The sequence below is a fragment of the Blautia sp. DFI.1.216 genome (assembly GCF_020594215.1).
Taxonomy (GTDB): Bacteria; Bacillota; Clostridia; order Lachnospirales; family Lachnospiraceae; genus Blautia_A; species Blautia_A wexlerae.
Map to the genome: position 1 here is coordinate 1 of NZ_JAJDML010000035.1, position 16,574 is coordinate 16,574.

The following is a 16,574-nucleotide window of genomic DNA, read 5'->3' on the forward strand; positions in this document are numbered from 1 at the left end:
GTATAGCTCTAAAGAGCAAACAGTAGTGGTGCCATGGATGCACCCTGAAAAAAGGAGGTATCCCGCCTTAATTCAGATGCTCTGGTAACTCAGTTACCGAGTAATTCACTGAGGACTTGATTGATGCTGTAAAATTAATCTTGAGCCGATGAGAAAGATTTCCGGTCAGGATAAATAAGAATTAGAAATTAAATACAGGAGAAAATAAATGGTAAAGCAAATCGTAAGAGACATTTTCTTTTTAGGCCAGCCATCCAAGCCAGCCACAAAAGCAGATATCCAGATTGGGAAGGATCTGCAGGACACACTGCAGGCGAACCGGGAATGGTGCGTTGGTATGGCTGCAAATATGATTGGTGTAAGGAAGAATATTATCATTGTGAATATGGGATTTATAGATGTTGTTATGTTTAACCCTGTGATTGTTTCAAAGCATGACATGTATGAGACGGAAGAAGGCTGTCTGTCTCTGGATGGTGTTCGTAAGACGACCAGATATCAGGAAATTGAAGTAGAATATTATGACTTCAACTGGAAAAAACAGCGGCAGAAGCTGTCCGGATGGACGGCACAGATCTGTCAACATGAAATTGATCATTTGTCTGGGAAGATCATATAATCGAATGCGGATTGCGAGGTGGCCGGTATGTTAAAGAATGTACTGATTGTGGTGGATGATATAGAAAAATCCATAGAATTTTATAGGGACTTATTTGGACTGCAAGTGATTCTTAAGAATGAAGGTAATGTGATCTTATCGGAGGGACTTGTTTTGCAGGATGCCGACATATGGGGGAAAACATTGAATGAAACTTCTACGCCGTTCAATAACATGATGGAATTGTATTTCGAGGATTTTGATATAGATGGATTGCTTGCGAAATATGAATCTGGTAAGTATTTCGTCCGATATGCCACCGAACTGACAGAACTTGCAGGTGGGCAGAAGCTTGTAAGACTGTATGATCCCAGTGGTAATCTTATTGAGGTTCGCACTCCGTTCAGGTGCAATTAAAGGAGGGAATATGCAGATTTTGGTTGATGCAGATGCCTGTCCGGTAGTCAGTATCGTTGAAAGAGTTGCAAAAGAGCATAATCTTCCGGTAACGTTGTTGTGTGATACCAATCATGTGTTATCATCTGATTACAGTGAAGTGATCGTAGTTGGAGCCGGTGCAGATGCAGTGGATTATAAACTGATCAGTATTTGTCATAAAGGCGATATTATTGTATCACAGGATTATGGAGTGGCGGCAATGGTATTAGGAAAAGGTGCTTATGCGATTCATCAGTCTGGGAAATGGTATACCAATGAGAATATTGACCAGATGCTTATGGAACGGCATCTGAATAAGAAGGCACGAAGAGCATTCGGAAAGAATCATTTAAAAGGACCAAGAAAACGAATATCGGAGGATGATGAGCATTTCAGAGAATCCTTCGAGAAAATGATACATATGGCAATGGATAAGGAGAAATAATCACAAACGGAACACAGGAGAATTGGGAGGTGCAGAATGACGGAAAAGGAAAGAACCTATATTGCAATTGATCTTAAGTCATTCTATGCGTCTGTGGAATGTAAAGAACGAAATAGAGATCCTTTGACGACCAATCTTGTGGTTGCGGATAAAAGCAGAACAGAAAAAACGATTTGTCTTGCGGTATCTCCAGCTTTAAAGTGTTATGGGATACCCGGAAGGGCTCGTTTATTTGAGGTTGTTCAAAAAGTAAAAGAAGCCAATAGTGCCCGCAGGTGGAAAGTACCGAACAGAACATTTATTGGTTCTTCTGATGACAGTACAGAATTAAATATCAATCCTGCACTGGAGATTGATTATATTGTTGCTCCTCCCCGGATGGCTCTCTATCTGGAATACAGCACCAGAATTTACAGCATTTATCTGAAATATATTGCGCCGGAAGATATTTTCCCTTATTCGATCGACGAAGTATTTATGGATGTAACGGATTATCTGCATACCTATAATATGACAGCAAGGGAACTTGCAATGACCATGATACAGGATGTGCTGAAAACGACAGGTATAACGGCAACTGCCGGAATTGGAACGAATATGTATCTGTGTAAGATTGCGATGGATATCGTGGCGAAGCACATTAAAGCAGATAAAGATGGTGTACGAATTGCAGAACTGGATGAAATGTCATACCGAAGGAAACTCTGGAGCCACAGACCTCTTACTGATTTCTGGAGAGTCGGAAAGGGATATGCAAAGAAGTTGGAAGAATATGGCCTCTATACGATGGGTGATATTGCCAGATGTTCCATCGGAAAAGAGAATGAATTATATAACGAAGATCTGCTATATAAACTGTTTGGCGTTAATGCAGAGCTGCTGATCGATCATGCCTGGGGATATGAGCCCTGTACCATGAAAATGGTCAAGGCTTACAAACCGGAAACGAACAGTGTTTGTTCCGGACAGGTACTTCATTGTCCTTATGACTTTGAAAAAGCAAAATTAGTCGTCAAAGAGATGACGGACCAGATGGTTTTGGATTTGGTGGATAAGAAGCTTGTGACGGATCAGATTGTATTGACAGTTGGTTATGATATTGAGAATTTGAATAATACCGACAGGAAAAAGAAATATCATGGTGAGGTTACGATCGACCGTTATGGAAGAAGAATTCCGAAACACGCACATGGAACGACCAATCTGAAACGGCAGACTTCCTCAACAAAAATGATAACGGATGCAGTAATAGAACTATATGACGGTATTGTTGACAGAAACCTGCTTATCAGAAGAATTAATATCACAGCGAACAGGCTTGTGGATGAAAATTCTGTAAAGAAAGAAAAAGTGTATGAGCAGTTGGATCTTTTTACGGATTATGAGGCGCAAAGGAAAAAGCAGGAAGAGGAAGAGGCTGCGCTGGATCGCGAAAAACGTATGCAGGAAGCAATGCTCAGTATTAAAAAGAAATTTGGAAAAAATGCTATGCTGAAGGGGATGAATCTTCAGGAAGGTGCAACCGCCCGGGACAGAAATGAACAGATTGGCGGACATAAGGCGTAAAGGAGTTGGAAGGGATGAAAAATAATTCTTATGACGATATCATTAATTTACCGCATCCGGTCTCTAAGAATCATCCGCAAATGCCTTTTCGGGATCGGGCAGCGCAGTTTGCTCCTTTTGCAGCCTTGACTGGACATGATGCTGCGATAAAAGAAACGGCAAGATTAACTGATGAAAGATTGGAATTGAGTGAGGAAGTGATTGCTCAGCTGAACGAAAAAATCAACATAATCAGAAATAATATCGGTATAGAACAGAATGTATCGATAACTTATTTTATTCCCGATGCAAAAAAAGCCGGTGGATCCTATGTTATGTGCTCCGGTATTGTAAAAAAGGTAGACGAATACGAGCATACCATAATTATGACGGATCAAACGGTCATTCCAATCGAACGGATAAGTGATATTAAATGTGAAGAGTGGTAAATGCGAAAACAGATACAAAGAATATAGAATGTTTCACTAGTACAGCGAAAATTAAGTTTCTGCTATATTGACGCAGGATTTCACACTCTGATGGGCTGGATTAAGATGCATTATTTTAGAGGATTGCTATAGTTCTGGCAGTAGAGGACACAAGGTTGGAGAAATCAGACCGGGATTCTTTGGCGGAACGAAACCATGTTATAAGAAGAATTGTATTTTGAGAGGAGGCTCTTATAAATGTTGAACATTATTTATGGAGATGTGAAAAACAGTATTTATAATACAAATGTTTATTTTAAAAACAGTTATGAACCAGAATGGCTTGATGCAGAACTGGCGAAAAAGATGATTAAAGATATTGATGATTCAGAAGTATTGAGTGGTGAATGCATTAACAGTCCGGTGTTGGGACAGATTCCTCCTGAAAGACTGTCAGGAGGAGTGAAAACGTTGTTGCTGATTTTAAATGAACCGGATCGGATTTTCAATGCCTCGACCTGTGGCGATAACTGTGCAAAATGGATATTGGAAATAGGCAGGATTAAAGATGTTACCATTAATCTCAGACATATGATGAGTTTTGGAAAAGACACAAAATTTGAGATAAAAGTCCAAAATGGAGGAGAAACGGTCCATTCAATGAAGGAACTTGTTCCTATAGCAAATAAGTATTTAAATGAAATGAAACAGGAGTAGTGATTATGAAAGGTTCACATAGAATCATTGTAGAATCCAGAAAAGTGAAATATGATTTTGTAATTCATAGGAATATTACAATCATTACTGGTGACAGTGGATCAGGTAAGACTGTTTTAATTGATCTTATACATGATTATGGAAGATATGGTGCGGACAGCGGTGTATTTCTTTCCTGTGACTGCCCCTGTAAAGTGATTGATAGTGAGGATTGGGAAAGAAAGATAGAAGAAACAACAGGAAGCATTATTTTTATTGATGAAGGAAATCGCTTCCTCGTTTCAAAGAAGTTTGCACAGCTTGTGCAGGGATCTGATAATTACTTTGTACTGGCCACAAGAGAAAAGCTTCCGGCATTGCCATATAGTGTAAGTGAAATATATGGATTTCGCAAATCTGGAAAATTTCATGATGCGAAACAGAAATATAATGAGATTTATCATTTGTACGGTGAAATATCAGAGGAAAAGAATATCAATCCGAAACTTGTAATAACAGAGGATTCCAATTCTGGATTTGAATTTTTTAAAGAAATGTCCAGACAGAAGGGTGTGAACTGTTTTTCTGCTGGTGGGAAGTCAAATATCATCAGACAGTTGGAACAGAGACCGAATGAAGAGGGTACAATTTTGGTCATTGTAGATGGAGCTGCATTTGGTTCAGAGATGAAAGATATCAGTGAATGCATTAAAACACAGGGAAACATTGTACTCTATGCACCAGAATCTTTTGAGTGGTTGTTACTTTCAACAAAGGAAATACCGGAAGTAAAAGTAGAAACAATACTTCAGAATCCGGAAGAATATATAGACAGTAAAGAGTATATCAGTTGGGAACGATATTTTACAGATTTATTGATAGAAAGTACCAGTAAGAATTTTATATGGGCATATTCGAAGAAAAGGCTTACAAAGGCGTACTTTGCTCCAAGAATAGTGAATGCGGTAAAAACAATCATGAAATTGGTAGACTGGGAAAAATCATTCTGAAAAGTCAGAAAAACCCTTTTCTATTATCGTATTACATGGTATACTGAATACCGAAATGAATGATATGCAAAATAGGATTTTATGCGTCAAGTGTTCGGTGAATGGGGAGTTGTCACTGAAACGAAAAGTGCGTCTTACGGTATATTATCCGCACCCGTTGCAAACAATATAAGAGGATATCTCATATTGTGTTAGGGAATGTTTTCGACATACATTCTATCACAATTGGAGATATCCTTTTTAATTTGGTCAAAAGGATAATCTCCATTTCAAAAATACAAAGGAGGTTATTTTTTAATGGTTGACAAAGTGAAAATTGAGCAGGCAGTCCGTCTGCTTCTGGAAGGTATCGGTGAAGATATCACACGGGAAGGTCTGATTGATACTCCTGACAGGATTGCCCGCATGTGTGAAGAAATTTACGGAGGTCTTGGTCATGAAGCGGATCAGCATCTGTTAAAGCAGTTTCCTGTAGAAAATAATGAAATCGTGCTGGAAAAAGACATCACCTTTTACTCCATGTGTGAGCATCATCTGATGCCTTTTTATGGAAAAGCTCATCTTGCATACATCCCCAACGGCAAAGTTACCGGTTTAAGCAAACTGGCACGTACAGTAGAGGTTTATTCCAGAAGGCCACAGATCCAGGAACGGCTTACTGTTCAGATTGCAGATGCTTTGGAGCGTACTCTGGATCCAAAAGGAATTATGGTAATGCTGGAAGCGGAACATACCTGTATGACCATGCGCGGAATAAAAAAACCAGGAAGCAAAACAATCACTACTGTAACCCGTGGTGCGTTTACAGAAGATAAGGAACTGCAGAAAATGTTCCTTTCTATGGTAAAAGGATGAATAACAATTTTTCAGATATGGATCGTGTCAATCGGATCTGGAGGCACCCGGTTTATCAGGAACATTATAAAAAAATACAGGAACTTGAAAGTGAACGGATCTTCTGCCGTCATACCCCTGAACATTTTCTGGATGTTGCACGGTTGATGTACATTTATGCACTGGAGGAACATCTGGAGTTGCCCAAAGAGCTTATCTATGCAGCAGCACTTCTTCATGATATAGGACGTGCACAGCAATATCAGTACAACATTCCCCATGATATTGCAGGAGTAGAAATCGCACGGGAAATTCTGACAGATCTGCACTTTACAGAACAGGAAAAAGAACTGATTCTGTCTTCCATTGGACATCACCGAAAAGGAGATTCCTGCAGTACGCTGGCAGCACTTCTTTATAAAGCGGATAAGCAGTCCAGAAATTGTTTTTTATGTTCCGCTGCTTCCGAATGCTATTGGTCTGATGATAAAAAAAATATGAAAATTGAATACTGATCTTCTTCATAAGCACAAAAGAAAGGATGGGTTCTGCTCATGAAAATTGGAAACCGTTTTTTTGATACTAAGAATCATACTTACATAATGGGAATTTTGAATGTTACCCCTGATTCCTTTTCTGACGGCGGCAAATGGAATCATATGGATGAAGCTTTGAAACATACAGAGGCAATGATTGCTGATGGTGCAGATATTATTGATATCGGAGGCGAATCTACACGTCCCGGTCATACTCCTGTCAGTGCTGACGAGGAAGCACTGAGAGTTCTTCCTGTTATTGAAGCGGTCAAAAAACATTTTGACATTCCTGTTTCTGTAGATACTTTTAAGAGCAGTGTTGCTGAAAGCTCTATCCAGGCAGGAGCTGACCTGGTTAACGATATCTGGGGATTAAAATATGATCCGAAAATGGCAGCTGTGATCGCAAAATATGATGTGGCCTGTTGCCTGATGCACAACAAATCTAATACAGAATATCAAAACTTTCTCATTGATATGCTCGCCGAAACACAGGAATGTGTCAATCTTGCAAGACAGGCTGGCATTAAAGATGAAAAAATCATGCTTGATCCGGGAATTGGTTTTGGAAAAACATTTGAAATGAATCTGGAAGCAATGAATCACCTGGAGCTTTTTCAGAATCTGGGATTTCCGGTTCTCCTTGGTACATCCCGCAAATCCATGATCGGACTGGCACTGGATCTTCCTGTAGATCAGCGCGTGGAGGGGACTTTGGCTACCAGTGTAATTGGCGTAATGAAGGGATGCTCTTTTGTCCGTGTCCACGATGTTAAAGAAAACAAGCGTGTGATCCAGATGACAGAAGCAATCCTGGGACGCAGATAAATTACTGGCACAAAACAGATGGTAAATATAAATAACATACAGAAAGGATTTGCTGTTATGGATGAGACCAGATTAGACAAAATAGAAATTAAAGAGCTGGAGGTTTTTGCAAACCATGGTGTATATCCCGAGGAAAATGTTCTGGGACAGAAATTTGTTATTTCTGCCACGCTTTTTACCAGAACACGTCTGGCGGGATTAACCGATGAGTTGTCTGCTTCCATAAACTATGGCGAAGTCAGCCATATGATCACTGATTTCACCAGAAAACATACTTATAAACTTCTGGAATCTCTTGCAGAGAATCTTGCAGAAATGCTTCTTTGCTCTCTTTCCGGACTTGAAAAAATTACTCTGAAGATTGAAAAGCCCTGGGCACCGGTTGGTCTTCCTTTGAAAACCGTATCTGTGGAAATTACACGGAAATGGCATACTGCTTACATTGCTTTTGGCTCTAATATGGGTGATAAAAAGATGTATATAGACAATGGGATCCGTGGTCTGGCAGAGACAAAAGGATGCCGTATAGAGGCAATTTCCGATTATCTTATTACAGAACCTTACGGAGTTACTGATCAGGATGAATTTTTAAATGGAGTTCTGAAAATGCGGACACTTCTTACTCCTGGAGAATTGCTTGTGAGACTGCATCAGTTAGAACAGGCGGCAAACAGGGAACGTATCATCCACTGGGGACCAAGGACACTGGATCTGGATATCCTGTTTTATGATCAGGAAATTATTGATATGCCAGATCTTCATATTCCTCATATTGATCTGCACAACCGCGATTTCGTTCTTGTACCAATGAATCAGATTGCTCCGTATCTGCGACATCCTGTGTTAAATCAGACCATTTCGCAGCTTCTGGACAGCCTTCTGAACAAATCTGAAAATACTGCAAAATAAAGTGAACAGTAACCAGTAACGATATTTTGTTGAATGTTCCATTGATATTTACTTTGCCATTTTTTACAAACAGTGCTATGATATATTCAATGGAAATTCTATAAAAGAGAAAACATCTACAGGAGGGCAAAAAATTATGAAAATCAGACGCGAAGAACACATGGCAGGTGGAAATGGTCACGTAATCATCAAAGAAATCCTTGATGCAGAACAGTTGAATGGTAAATGTGGACTGTATGCACAGGTAACCCTGGAGCCGGGATGTTCACTGGGATATCATGAACATCATGGAGAAAGTGAAACCTACTATATTTTACAGGGACAGGGCGAATACAATGACAACGGTACCTATCGTCCGGTAAAAGCAGGAGATATTACATTCACACCGGACAATCATGGACATGCACTTGCAAATACAGGAAATACAGATCTGGTTTTTATGGCTCTGATCATTAAAGACTGATATAAAAAACAGCAGCACATATTTCTTATGGAAATAATGACTGCTGTTTTTATTACCAGGACAGACTGATTATAATAAAAAATAGTATAAACCAGGTATCATTTCATAATCATTCAAATGGAGAATCAAACTATGTACAGAAAAACAGCAAAGAAGTTACTGAAATTCATAGAGAAAAGCCCTACTGCATTTCAGGCAGTGACGGAGATGACCAAAAGGCTTGACAAAGAAGGCTTTGAAGAATTGAAAGAGGAGGATCACTGGAAGCTTAAAAAAGGCGGAAATTATTATGTGACCAGAAATCATTCTGCGATCATAGCTTTTTCCATTCCGCAGAAGCCTGTGTGGAAGTTTCATATTATGGCAAGCCACAGTGATTCCCCTTCCCTTAAGATTAAGGAGAATCCTGAGATAGAGGTGGAGAATGCTTATATCAAACTGAATGTGGAGCGTTACGGTGGAATGATTCTGTCTCCATGGTTTGACAGACCTCTGTCAGTGGCAGGAAGGCTGATCGTCCGTCAGGATGGAAAAATCAGAGAGAAGATGGTGACTGTGGACAGAGATCTGCTGGTCATTCCTAATCTTGCCATTCATATGAACAGGGAAGTAAATGACGGATATAAATATAATGTGCAGAAGGATATGCTGCCTCTTTTCAGCGATAAGGAAGGAAAGGGCAGATTTATGGAAACTGTGGCTGAGGCCGCAGAAGTAAAGACAGAAGATATTCTGGGACATGATCTGTTTCTTTATGACAGAACTCCGGGAACTCTCTGGGGAGTAAATGAGGAATTTGTCTCTGCACCCAGACTGGATGATCTGCAGTGTGCATTCTCTTCTATGGAGGGATTCCTGCAGGGAAATCGTGAAGAAAGCATTTCTGTACATTGTGTGCTGGATAATGAAGAAGTGGGAAGCAGTACAAGACAGGGCGCTGCTTCTGCTTTCCTGAAGGATACTCTGATGCGGATCAATATGGGACTGGGACGTACCCAGGAGGAATATTATATGGCACTTGCAGACAGTTTTATGATTTCTGCAGATAATGCCCATGCTCTCCATCCAAACTATACGGATAAGACAGATCCGGTAAACCGTCCGGTGCTGAACGGGGGAATCGTGATCAAGTACAATGCAAACCAGAAATATTGTACAGACGGAGTGTCCGCTGCAATTTTCAAGGATATCTGTGACAGGGCAAAGGTGCCGTACCAGACCTTTGTGAACCGTTCGGATATGGCAGGCGGATCCACGCTGGGAAATATTTCCAATACCCAGGTTCCTGTGAAAACAGTGGATATCGGTCTGGCACAGCTTGCCATGCACTCTGTATATGAAACAACAGGTGCGAAAGATACAGAGAGCCTGGTTAAGGCAGCGACAGTATTTTTTGCATAGCTTGTCGGCACACTGGCAGATAAACGTAAACATAAAAATCAGGAGATAAGAAAGTGAACAGAAAAGCAGTGTTTTTTGATGCAGACGGAACACTCTGCGATATGGAAAAGGGTGTACCCCAGAGCACAAAGGAGGCATTGAAGAAATTAAGAGAAAACGGTCATGACGCATGGCTTTGCACAGGCAGGAGCAGGGCCTTTGTTTCCTGGTATCTGGAAGAGCTTCCGTTTACCGGTATGATCAGTGCCTGCGGGGCTACCATTGAAAAGGATGGAGAACGTCTTTTTAATAAAGAGATGCCCCCGGAAGTTGCAAAAAAGTCAGTGGAAATCCTGCGCAGATATGGTCTGGTCCCGGTTATGGAAGGTGCAGATTTCATGTATTATGATAAGGATGAATATAATACAGATGTGAACTGGTATACGGATCTGATCACAGAATCTTTAGGATCTAAATGGCGTCCCATCAGGGGAAATGAAGATTGTATGCGCATTAATAAGATCAGTGCCAAAATGATAAAGGGCTGTGATGCAGAAGCTGCCTGCAGGGAACTGAGTGAGTATTATGACATTATCCGTCATGAGAGTGGTTCAGGGATTGCGGGAACCACCATTGAACTTGTCCCAAAGGGCTTTAACAAGGCAGTGGGGATCTCGGCAGTGTGCAGACTCTTTGATATTCCATGGGAGGATACGATCGTGTTTGGAGACAGCAATAATGATCTCGCCATGTTTGAATATGCGGCGGTGAAGGTTGCCATGGGAAATGGTTCGGAGAAAATAAAAGCTCTGGCTGATCATATTACACAGGATATGTTCCATTATGGAATCAGAAACGGACTGGAATATCTGAAGCTGATATAAACACAAAAAACCTGGGATCAGATGAGTCCCAGGCTTTTGCATATATAGAGCCAGATTGTCATGGTAAAGGAGCTTAATAGAGTGGTAGTCATAACCACACCGGAAGTAAAATCGCCGTCATACTTCATGTTTTTGGCCATGATATAACAGCTTACAGTAGTGGCAGAACCAAGCATGATAATGATCGCAACCAGCATATCATGGGAAAATCCCAGAAGCACAGCCAGTGGAAGAAATACAGCTTCATATCCCACAAGCTTCAGAAAGGTACATGCGATCAGTGGCTTCGGTCTTGCGAATGCCTTGCCGAATTTCAGTGCGCCACCCATGGCCATCAGCCCAAGAGGAGTCGCTGTTTTTCCGAGATTATCTACGGCAGTATTCAGAATTGTTGGCATTGGCAGATGAAGCAGTGACCACACCATACCTGTCAGGATACCAAGGATAATAGGGTTCGTGGCGATTCCTTTCAGGGTTCGGATAAGCTTTGCGGTATCAAGTTTACCGCCGCCGGGAGCGAACAGTGACAGTGTTATAACTGCCATCACATTATAAAGCGGCACACTTCCGATGATCATAAGCGGTGCCATTCCTGCGTTTCCGTAAAGATTCTGGATAATTGCAATTCCAAGGATCGCAGCGCTGCTCCGGTAAGAAGCCTGGATAAATTCACCCTGGATATTTCGCGGTTTCAGCAGATAGGAAAGTCCTGTGGAAATTCCGATACTGATCAGTGTGACAAAGAAGCAGAACAATACAAATTTCGTATTCCACACACTGTAGAAATCTGACTTTGCAATATCCAGAAACAAAAGCGCAGGCAGAGCTGCATTAAATACGAACTTATTCAGACGGCTGACAAAGGTGTCATCAAAGAGTCCGATCTTCCGAAAAAAGAGCCCGAGCATCAGGGTGAGAAAAATCGGGATTGTAGCATTAAGACAGAAAATAAGATTCTCCATTTTCATAAATCCTTTCAAAAAAATGATTTCTGTACAAAAAGTACGGTTCATAAGGTGACTGCTATATCACAATAACACCATGATTATAAACGTTTGACAGGAATTGTCAAATTCCGATTTCTGTGTTATTCTGAAAAAAATGGTTGCTGTTCAGTATGCCTTGCAGATTGCGGGAATGATTTTTCAGACACGCTCTAAGAGCAGAGTGAACAGTAATAAAATTGCAGACAGTGGAGTGGTGGATCATGAAATATGGAAAGATAAGGATAGAAGATGGATTTCTGGTTTTTACCAGACATATGATGATAAACAATCTTCCATGTAAAGACATTGTATGGGCATATATGCGAAAAGAGGGAGCAGATGAAGGTGATGACAGACAGCTGAGTGTAAATTATCTTGTAATTGTTACCAGACGTAAGAAGAGATACAAGTTCGATATGACAGAAAAAGAGATTCATGAGTGTATCCGCATTCTTAAGATATTAAACCCGGATATGGCAACAGGTTTCCCGAAGGGCGGCAGGATATCTCTTTATAGTCTGCCGAATACCAGAGATCTGGGTGCGATTGTTACAGCTGATGACAGACACATCCTGCCGAGGCGGCTTCTGAGAAGCGGGGAACTTTATCACATTTCAGAGAGCGATAAGAACAGACTTAGAGAAGAATACAATCTGAAGACGGTGATCGACCTGCGTTCGGCAGAGGAGAGAAAATGTAAACCGGATACTATTATAGCAGAAGTAGAATACTACCATGTACCGGTTGTGGATGAGGATGTGCAGGTTATCAGCAACAGAGAACAGTTTGTGAAAATGCTTGCAGGACTCCCGGATGATATGGAAGAATATATGATCAGACAGTACCGGAATTTATGCATGGATCAGCTGGTGTTGAAACAGTATGCGAAGTTTATCGATATTCTTTTCAGGCAGGAAAAAGGTGCTGTTTTGTGGCATTGCGGAACTGGAAAGGACCGTACAGGGATCGGGACTGCTTTTCTGCTCAGTCTGCTGGGGGTGGAGGAAGATGTGATATATGAAGACTATCTGCGCACAAACCGTTATATGGAGCCCAAACTGGTATATATGCAGAGACTTGTACAGACCTGGCCGGAGGCAGATGAGAAAATGACCGAGAAGCTTCCAATTATATATAATGTAAAAGAGGAGTATCTGGCTGCTGTTTTTGAAACAGTGAAAAAGACTTATGGTTCTATGGAAAAGTTTTTCCAGACCGTATTTTATCTGAAACCGAAAATGATCGAAGAATTCAGAAATAAATATCTGATATAGGCAGTTGATTTGATGTTTTTACAAAAGTTATCATAGAGTTACTGTTCACTGGTAATATCCCGCGAAGCGTGTTGCTGGGAACGAAGTGAACAGTAACGTCACAGAAAGACATTTGTTTTTGTGCGAAAAATTTATTGACAAAATCACGATTATTGATATAATGGTAACCATACGAGCTATTTATTATATTAACGTGGTGAAAATGTACACGTTGAAAGCAGGTGGGACATGCAGAAGAGAGTATTATCCCTGTTAGTAGATAATACTGCAGGTGTAACAACCAGAGTATCTGGATTATTCAGCCGCAGAGGCTATAACATCGACAGCATTACCGGAGGTGTAACAGCGGACGAGCGTTTTTCCAGAATTACCGTTGTGTGCAGCGGGGATGAACTGATTCTGGAGCAGATCACGAATCAGCTTGCCAAGCTTGTAGATGTAAGAGATATTAAGATCCTGGAGCCGGACAACAGCGTATGCCATGAATTAATGATGATCAAGGTGGCTGCGAAACCGGAGCAGAGACAGGGACTCATTTCCATAGCGGATGTTTTCCATGCGAAAGTTGCAGACGTAAGTGTGGATTCCATGATACTGGAGATGACAGGTAACCATAATAAATTGGAAGCATTTCTTGAGCTGATGGGTGATTACGAGATTCTCGAACTTGCACGTACAGGAATGACCGGTTTATCACGAGGTTCGCAGGATGTAACCTATTTCTGATGAAAAGACCGGAAGGCTTTTCGGAATGCAGGAAATGGAAGAATATCTCAGAAACAGTACATATATAGTTTGCTAGGGGAGCATCCCTTAACGATAAATTTTTTTACGATTAGCAGGAGGAAAATAAAATGGCTAACAAGATTTTTTATCAGGAAGATTGTAATTTAAGCTTACTGGATGGTAAAAAAATTGCAATTATTGGATACGGAAGCCAGGGACATGCACATGCTCTGAACTTAAAGGATTCCGGATGTGATGTCATTATCGGTCTTTATGAAGGCAGTAAATCCTGGAAGAGAGCTGAAGAGCAGGGCTTTAAGGTATATACAGCAGCTGAAGCAGCTAAACAGGCAGATATCATCATGATTCTTATCAATGATGAATTACAGGCTAAACTTTACAAAGAATCCATCGAGCCAAACCTTGAAGAAGGCAACATGTTAATGTTTGCTCATGGTTTCAATATCCATTTCGGATGCATCAAACCACCAAAGAATGTTGACGTTACAATGATCGCTCCTAAAGCACCTGGTCATACAGTAAGAAGTGAGTATCAGGCTGGAAAAGGAACACCTTGTCTTATCGCTGTAGAGCAGGATTACACAGGAAAAGCTCAGGATCTTGCACTGGCATATGGTCTTGGAATCGGCGGAGCAAGAGCTGGTCTTCTTGAAACTACATTCCGTGTAGAGACAGAGACAGACCTCTTTGGTGAGCAGGCTGTACTTTGCGGTGGTGTTTGCGCACTTATGCAGGCTGGTTTCGAAACACTTGTTGAAGCTGGTTATGACCCAAGAAATGCATACTTTGAATGTATTCATGAAATGAAACTGATCGTAGACCTGATCTATCAGTCAGGATTCGCAGGAATGAGATATTCTATCTCCAATACTGCTGAATATGGCGACTACATCACAGGACCTAAGATCATCACAGAAGATACAAAGAAAGCTATGAAGAAAATTCTTTCTGATATCCAGGATGGTACATTTGCAAAAGACTTCTTACTTGATATGTCTGATGCAGGTGCACAGGTTCACTTCAAAGCTATGAGAAAGAAAGCTTCTGAGCATCAGTCTGAGAAAGTTGGCGAAGAAATCCGTAAACTTTACAGCTGGAATGGCGAAGACAAACTTATCAACAACTAATCTGAATATGATTAAATTAAAATCCCCTGCTGAATGGCAGGGGATTTTTTATGTTATAGGAAATTACTCCGTAATGTTCCTATAACATAAAAAAGCCCTCCGGGCAGGATCGCACTGCGGCGGAGAGGAATTATGTCGCTGAAGCGACCCGCCGCAGGCGGAGAATCCTGCAAGCAGGATTCTTTCTTGTATGTACTGACTCAATGATTGTTGTTTGTTCTGTATTATGCAATTCTTAAGATTATGCATAATATAACAAGATGCAAATCAATCTCAGCATTTTATAATTCGATAATCTGTCCTTTTTCTACGTCATATCTGCAGTACTTACCATTTCCGGAAATAAATGGCTGATATGTATCTGTCCTGTTATCCTTCAGATATACAATTCCGGTAGCGATCATCTCCACTAATGAAAAGCGTTCACTGAGACTGGAAATCCACTTATATGTTTTGTTCTTTGATGAACTTGCCATAACCATATTGTAGGCATGTCCGTCTTCGGTGGCTTCCAGAGAAAAATATACTTTCTCTGCCTTATCAGGAGCATCAAAGACCTGACTTGTAATATAGGAAGAAAAATTGGTGCTTACAAAATTTCGGAAAGATTTTATATCATAAGTAATTCCGGATACTTCGTCTGTGATTTTATCTCCGCGTTCCAGACGTGTTTTAATAATCTTTAGTACCTCTACAGTCCAGTTGATAAAAGAGATACTACTGTAATTCATACTTTCCATCAACTGTTCGATTAGTTTGCGTGACAGGATATTGGAGCGTATTGCCTCATCATAAAGTTCTTTGTTCATGACATTTTCCCTCTTTTTTGATTATTTGTAATTATTCAGCAGTCTACTATCCCGCGAGGTGTTTTGGCATGAACATGCCAAAATCCCGAGACATACAAGTCAAAATCCCATCGCCGAAGGCGATTTTTAATGGATTTTGACTCGTAACTGTGAAGGTACTGAACAGTTACGATTATTTTATGTTTGTTATAGTGTTTCCGCACATTTCTATGTTATACTGATTATAAATCTGTTTGTTGTAAAATGCAACAAAAAACGGACGAATAAATAAAAATATTTGTGAACAGTAACGAATATATTGTTGCCTGTATTTTTGTTTCTCGGAAGGATAATGAGATATAAGGAAAATTGAGGAGGATAAAATGGAGATAGAAGAAGAGTTTATTTCGGGATTTTGCAGAACATGTAATGGCGGGCAGACTGTCTGCTGCGAATATACGATAGAAGGAGATAAAAGAACCCTCACGTTTATGGATTGTGCACATGACAGATGTGTGAATTATGCTGCCTGTGAAATCTACAAACAGGCACATGAAATGGAACGATAAGAATATGTGAGGGTGTACGAAAAGCAGTGAACTGCAAAATGTATTGCTGAGAACGGAGGGGATAGTAACCCGCAAATGCTGTAATTATC

20 protein-coding genes and 1 riboswitch are annotated in these 16,574 nt (G+C 40.6%); of the genes, 18 read left to right on the top strand and 2 right to left on the bottom strand.

Features of this window, described 5'->3' with window-relative positions:
- Positions 1-208 precede the first annotated feature (208 nt).
- The 14 genes from LJE11_RS13010 to LJE11_RS13075 all read left to right on the top strand — a co-directional run bounded on the left by LJE11_RS13010 (position 209) and on the right by LJE11_RS13075 (position 10,994).
- Positions 209-619, top strand: a complete 411-nt coding sequence (locus tag LJE11_RS13010; protein WP_008704871.1) for a peptide deformylase — start codon at positions 209-211, stop codon at positions 617-619.
- A 27-nt stretch (positions 620-646) separates the two neighbouring features.
- Positions 647-1,015 (top strand): VOC family protein, encoded by a 369-nt coding sequence (locus tag LJE11_RS13015; protein WP_020993716.1) that lies wholly within the window; start codon positions 647-649, stop codon positions 1,013-1,015.
- A 10-nt stretch (positions 1,016-1,025) separates the two neighbouring features.
- The gene (locus LJE11_RS13020) at positions 1,026-1,481 is read left to right on the top strand and encodes a YaiI/YqxD family protein (protein WP_008704868.1); all 456 of its coding nucleotides are present in this window, start codon (positions 1,026-1,028) and stop codon (positions 1,479-1,481) included.
- Positions 1,482-1,517: 36 nt separating this feature from the next.
- The gene (locus LJE11_RS13025; RefSeq protein WP_008704865.1) at positions 1,518-3,047 is read left to right on the top strand and encodes a Y-family DNA polymerase; all 1,530 of its coding nucleotides are present in this window, start codon (positions 1,518-1,520) and stop codon (positions 3,045-3,047) included.
- Between the two features lie 14 nt (positions 3,048-3,061).
- The gene (locus LJE11_RS13030; RefSeq protein WP_008704864.1) at positions 3,062-3,475 is read left to right on the top strand and encodes a hypothetical protein; all 414 of its coding nucleotides are present in this window, start codon (positions 3,062-3,064) and stop codon (positions 3,473-3,475) included.
- A gap of 237 nt (positions 3,476-3,712) precedes the next feature.
- On the top strand, positions 3,713-4,171 hold the full coding sequence (locus tag LJE11_RS13035) for a DUF4869 domain-containing protein (protein ID WP_008704863.1): 459 nt from the start codon (positions 3,713-3,715) through the stop codon (positions 4,169-4,171).
- Positions 4,172-4,176: 5 nt separating this feature from the next.
- On the top strand, positions 4,177-5,160 hold the full coding sequence (locus LJE11_RS13040; RefSeq protein ID WP_008704862.1) for an ATP-binding protein: 984 nt from the start codon (positions 4,177-4,179) through the stop codon (positions 5,158-5,160).
- Positions 5,161-5,225: 65 nt separating this feature from the next.
- A riboswitch (THF riboswitch) is annotated at positions 5,226-5,322 on the top strand.
- A gap of 135 nt (positions 5,323-5,457) precedes the next feature.
- On the top strand, positions 5,458-6,015 hold the full coding sequence (gene folE, locus LJE11_RS13045) for a GTP cyclohydrolase I FolE (protein ID WP_008704861.1): 558 nt from the start codon (positions 5,458-5,460) through the stop codon (positions 6,013-6,015).
- The gene (locus LJE11_RS13050) at positions 6,012-6,509 is read left to right on the top strand and encodes an HD domain-containing protein (RefSeq protein WP_008704860.1); all 498 of its coding nucleotides are present in this window, start codon (positions 6,012-6,014) and stop codon (positions 6,507-6,509) included. Before folE ends, LJE11_RS13050 begins: the two co-directional genes overlap by 4 nt.
- A 39-nt stretch (positions 6,510-6,548) precedes the next feature.
- Positions 6,549-7,358, top strand: coding sequence for a dihydropteroate synthase (gene folP, locus LJE11_RS13055; protein WP_020993717.1), 810 nt, complete (start codon positions 6,549-6,551; stop codon positions 7,356-7,358).
- 57 nt (positions 7,359-7,415) lie between these two features.
- Positions 7,416-8,267 carry a 2-amino-4-hydroxy-6-hydroxymethyldihydropteridine diphosphokinase gene (gene folK / locus LJE11_RS13060; protein WP_008704856.1) on the top strand — a complete coding sequence of 284 codons (852 nt, stop codon included), beginning with the start codon at positions 7,416-7,418 and terminating at the stop codon, positions 8,265-8,267.
- Between the two features lie 136 nt (positions 8,268-8,403).
- Positions 8,404-8,730, top strand: a complete 327-nt coding sequence (locus LJE11_RS13065; RefSeq protein ID WP_008704853.1) for a cupin domain-containing protein — start codon at positions 8,404-8,406, stop codon at positions 8,728-8,730.
- A 132-nt stretch (positions 8,731-8,862) separates the two neighbouring features.
- Positions 8,863-10,131, top strand: a complete 1,269-nt coding sequence (locus LJE11_RS13070) for a M18 family aminopeptidase (protein ID WP_177964118.1) — start codon at positions 8,863-8,865, stop codon at positions 10,129-10,131.
- A gap of 53 nt (positions 10,132-10,184) precedes the next feature.
- Entirely contained in the window at positions 10,185-10,994 is an 810-nt protein-coding gene (locus LJE11_RS13075; protein ID WP_025580980.1) for an HAD family hydrolase, read from the top strand.
- Positions 10,995-11,011: 17 nt separating this feature from the next.
- Here LJE11_RS13075 and LJE11_RS13080 read toward each other — a convergent pair whose 3' ends face one another.
- Positions 11,012-11,956 (bottom strand): AEC family transporter, encoded by a 945-nt coding sequence (locus LJE11_RS13080; protein WP_025580981.1) that lies wholly within the window; start codon positions 11,954-11,956, stop codon positions 11,012-11,014.
- Positions 11,957-12,201: 245 nt separating this feature from the next.
- Here LJE11_RS13080 and LJE11_RS13085 point away from each other — a divergent pair, with 245 nt between their 5' ends.
- The 3 genes from LJE11_RS13085 to ilvC all read left to right on the top strand — a co-directional run bounded on the left by LJE11_RS13085 (position 12,202) and on the right by ilvC (position 15,128).
- Positions 12,202-13,254 (top strand): tyrosine-protein phosphatase, encoded by a 1,053-nt coding sequence (locus tag LJE11_RS13085; RefSeq protein ID WP_227296079.1) that lies wholly within the window; start codon positions 12,202-12,204, stop codon positions 13,252-13,254.
- A 228-nt stretch (positions 13,255-13,482) separates the two neighbouring features.
- Positions 13,483-13,980 carry an acetolactate synthase small subunit gene (gene ilvN / locus LJE11_RS13090; protein ID WP_008704845.1) on the top strand — a complete coding sequence of 166 codons (498 nt, stop codon included), beginning with the start codon at positions 13,483-13,485 and terminating at the stop codon, positions 13,978-13,980.
- A 128-nt stretch (positions 13,981-14,108) separates the two neighbouring features.
- On the top strand, positions 14,109-15,128 hold the full coding sequence (gene ilvC, locus LJE11_RS13095; protein ID WP_008704844.1) for a ketol-acid reductoisomerase: 1,020 nt from the start codon (positions 14,109-14,111) through the stop codon (positions 15,126-15,128).
- 281 nt (positions 15,129-15,409) lie between these two features.
- Here the strand turns inward: ilvC and LJE11_RS13100 are convergent, their stop codons facing one another.
- Positions 15,410-15,937 carry a hypothetical protein gene (locus LJE11_RS13100; RefSeq protein ID WP_062807558.1) on the bottom strand — a complete coding sequence of 176 codons (528 nt, stop codon included), beginning with the start codon at positions 15,935-15,937 and terminating at the stop codon, positions 15,410-15,412.
- 362 nt (positions 15,938-16,299) lie between these two features.
- On the opposite strand from LJE11_RS13100, the gene LJE11_RS13105 reads away from it, so the two are divergent.
- Positions 16,300-16,485: a hypothetical protein gene (locus LJE11_RS13105; RefSeq protein ID WP_062807559.1), complete on the top strand. Its 186-nt coding sequence runs from the start codon at positions 16,300-16,302 to the stop codon at positions 16,483-16,485.
- The last annotated feature ends 89 nt before the right edge of the window (positions 16,486-16,574 follow it).

Coding starts and splice junctions, on each gene's coding strand:
- LJE11_RS13010 (WP_008704871.1), top strand. CDS start 209: ATGGTAAAGCAAATCGTAAGAGACATTTTCTTTTTAGGCCAGCCATCC.
- LJE11_RS13015 (WP_020993716.1), top strand. CDS start 647: ATGTTAAAGAATGTACTGATTGTGGTGGATGATATAGAAAAATCCATA.
- LJE11_RS13020 (WP_008704868.1), top strand. CDS start 1,026: ATGCAGATTTTGGTTGATGCAGATGCCTGTCCGGTAGTCAGTATCGTT.
- LJE11_RS13025 (WP_008704865.1), top strand. CDS start 1,518: ATGACGGAAAAGGAAAGAACCTATATTGCAATTGATCTTAAGTCATTC.
- LJE11_RS13030 (WP_008704864.1), top strand. CDS start 3,062: ATGAAAAATAATTCTTATGACGATATCATTAATTTACCGCATCCGGTC.
- LJE11_RS13035 (WP_008704863.1), top strand. CDS start 3,713: ATGTTGAACATTATTTATGGAGATGTGAAAAACAGTATTTATAATACA.
- LJE11_RS13040 (WP_008704862.1), top strand. CDS start 4,177: ATGAAAGGTTCACATAGAATCATTGTAGAATCCAGAAAAGTGAAATAT.
- folE (WP_008704861.1), top strand. CDS start 5,458: ATGGTTGACAAAGTGAAAATTGAGCAGGCAGTCCGTCTGCTTCTGGAA.
- LJE11_RS13050 (WP_008704860.1), top strand. CDS start 6,012: ATGAATAACAATTTTTCAGATATGGATCGTGTCAATCGGATCTGGAGG.
- folP (WP_020993717.1), top strand. CDS start 6,549: ATGAAAATTGGAAACCGTTTTTTTGATACTAAGAATCATACTTACATA.
- folK (WP_008704856.1), top strand. CDS start 7,416: ATGGATGAGACCAGATTAGACAAAATAGAAATTAAAGAGCTGGAGGTT.
- LJE11_RS13065 (WP_008704853.1), top strand. CDS start 8,404: ATGAAAATCAGACGCGAAGAACACATGGCAGGTGGAAATGGTCACGTA.
- LJE11_RS13070 (WP_177964118.1), top strand. CDS start 8,863: ATGTACAGAAAAACAGCAAAGAAGTTACTGAAATTCATAGAGAAAAGC.
- LJE11_RS13080 (WP_025580981.1), bottom strand. CDS start 11,956: ATGGAGAATCTTATTTTCTGTCTTAATGCTACAATCCCGATTTTTCTC.
- LJE11_RS13085 (WP_227296079.1), top strand. CDS start 12,202: ATGAAATATGGAAAGATAAGGATAGAAGATGGATTTCTGGTTTTTACC.
- ilvN (WP_008704845.1), top strand. CDS start 13,483: ATGCAGAAGAGAGTATTATCCCTGTTAGTAGATAATACTGCAGGTGTA.
- ilvC (WP_008704844.1), top strand. CDS start 14,109: ATGGCTAACAAGATTTTTTATCAGGAAGATTGTAATTTAAGCTTACTG.
- LJE11_RS13100 (WP_062807558.1), bottom strand. CDS start 15,937: ATGAACAAAGAACTTTATGATGAGGCAATACGCTCCAATATCCTGTCA.
- LJE11_RS13105 (WP_062807559.1), top strand. CDS start 16,300: ATGGAGATAGAAGAAGAGTTTATTTCGGGATTTTGCAGAACATGTAAT.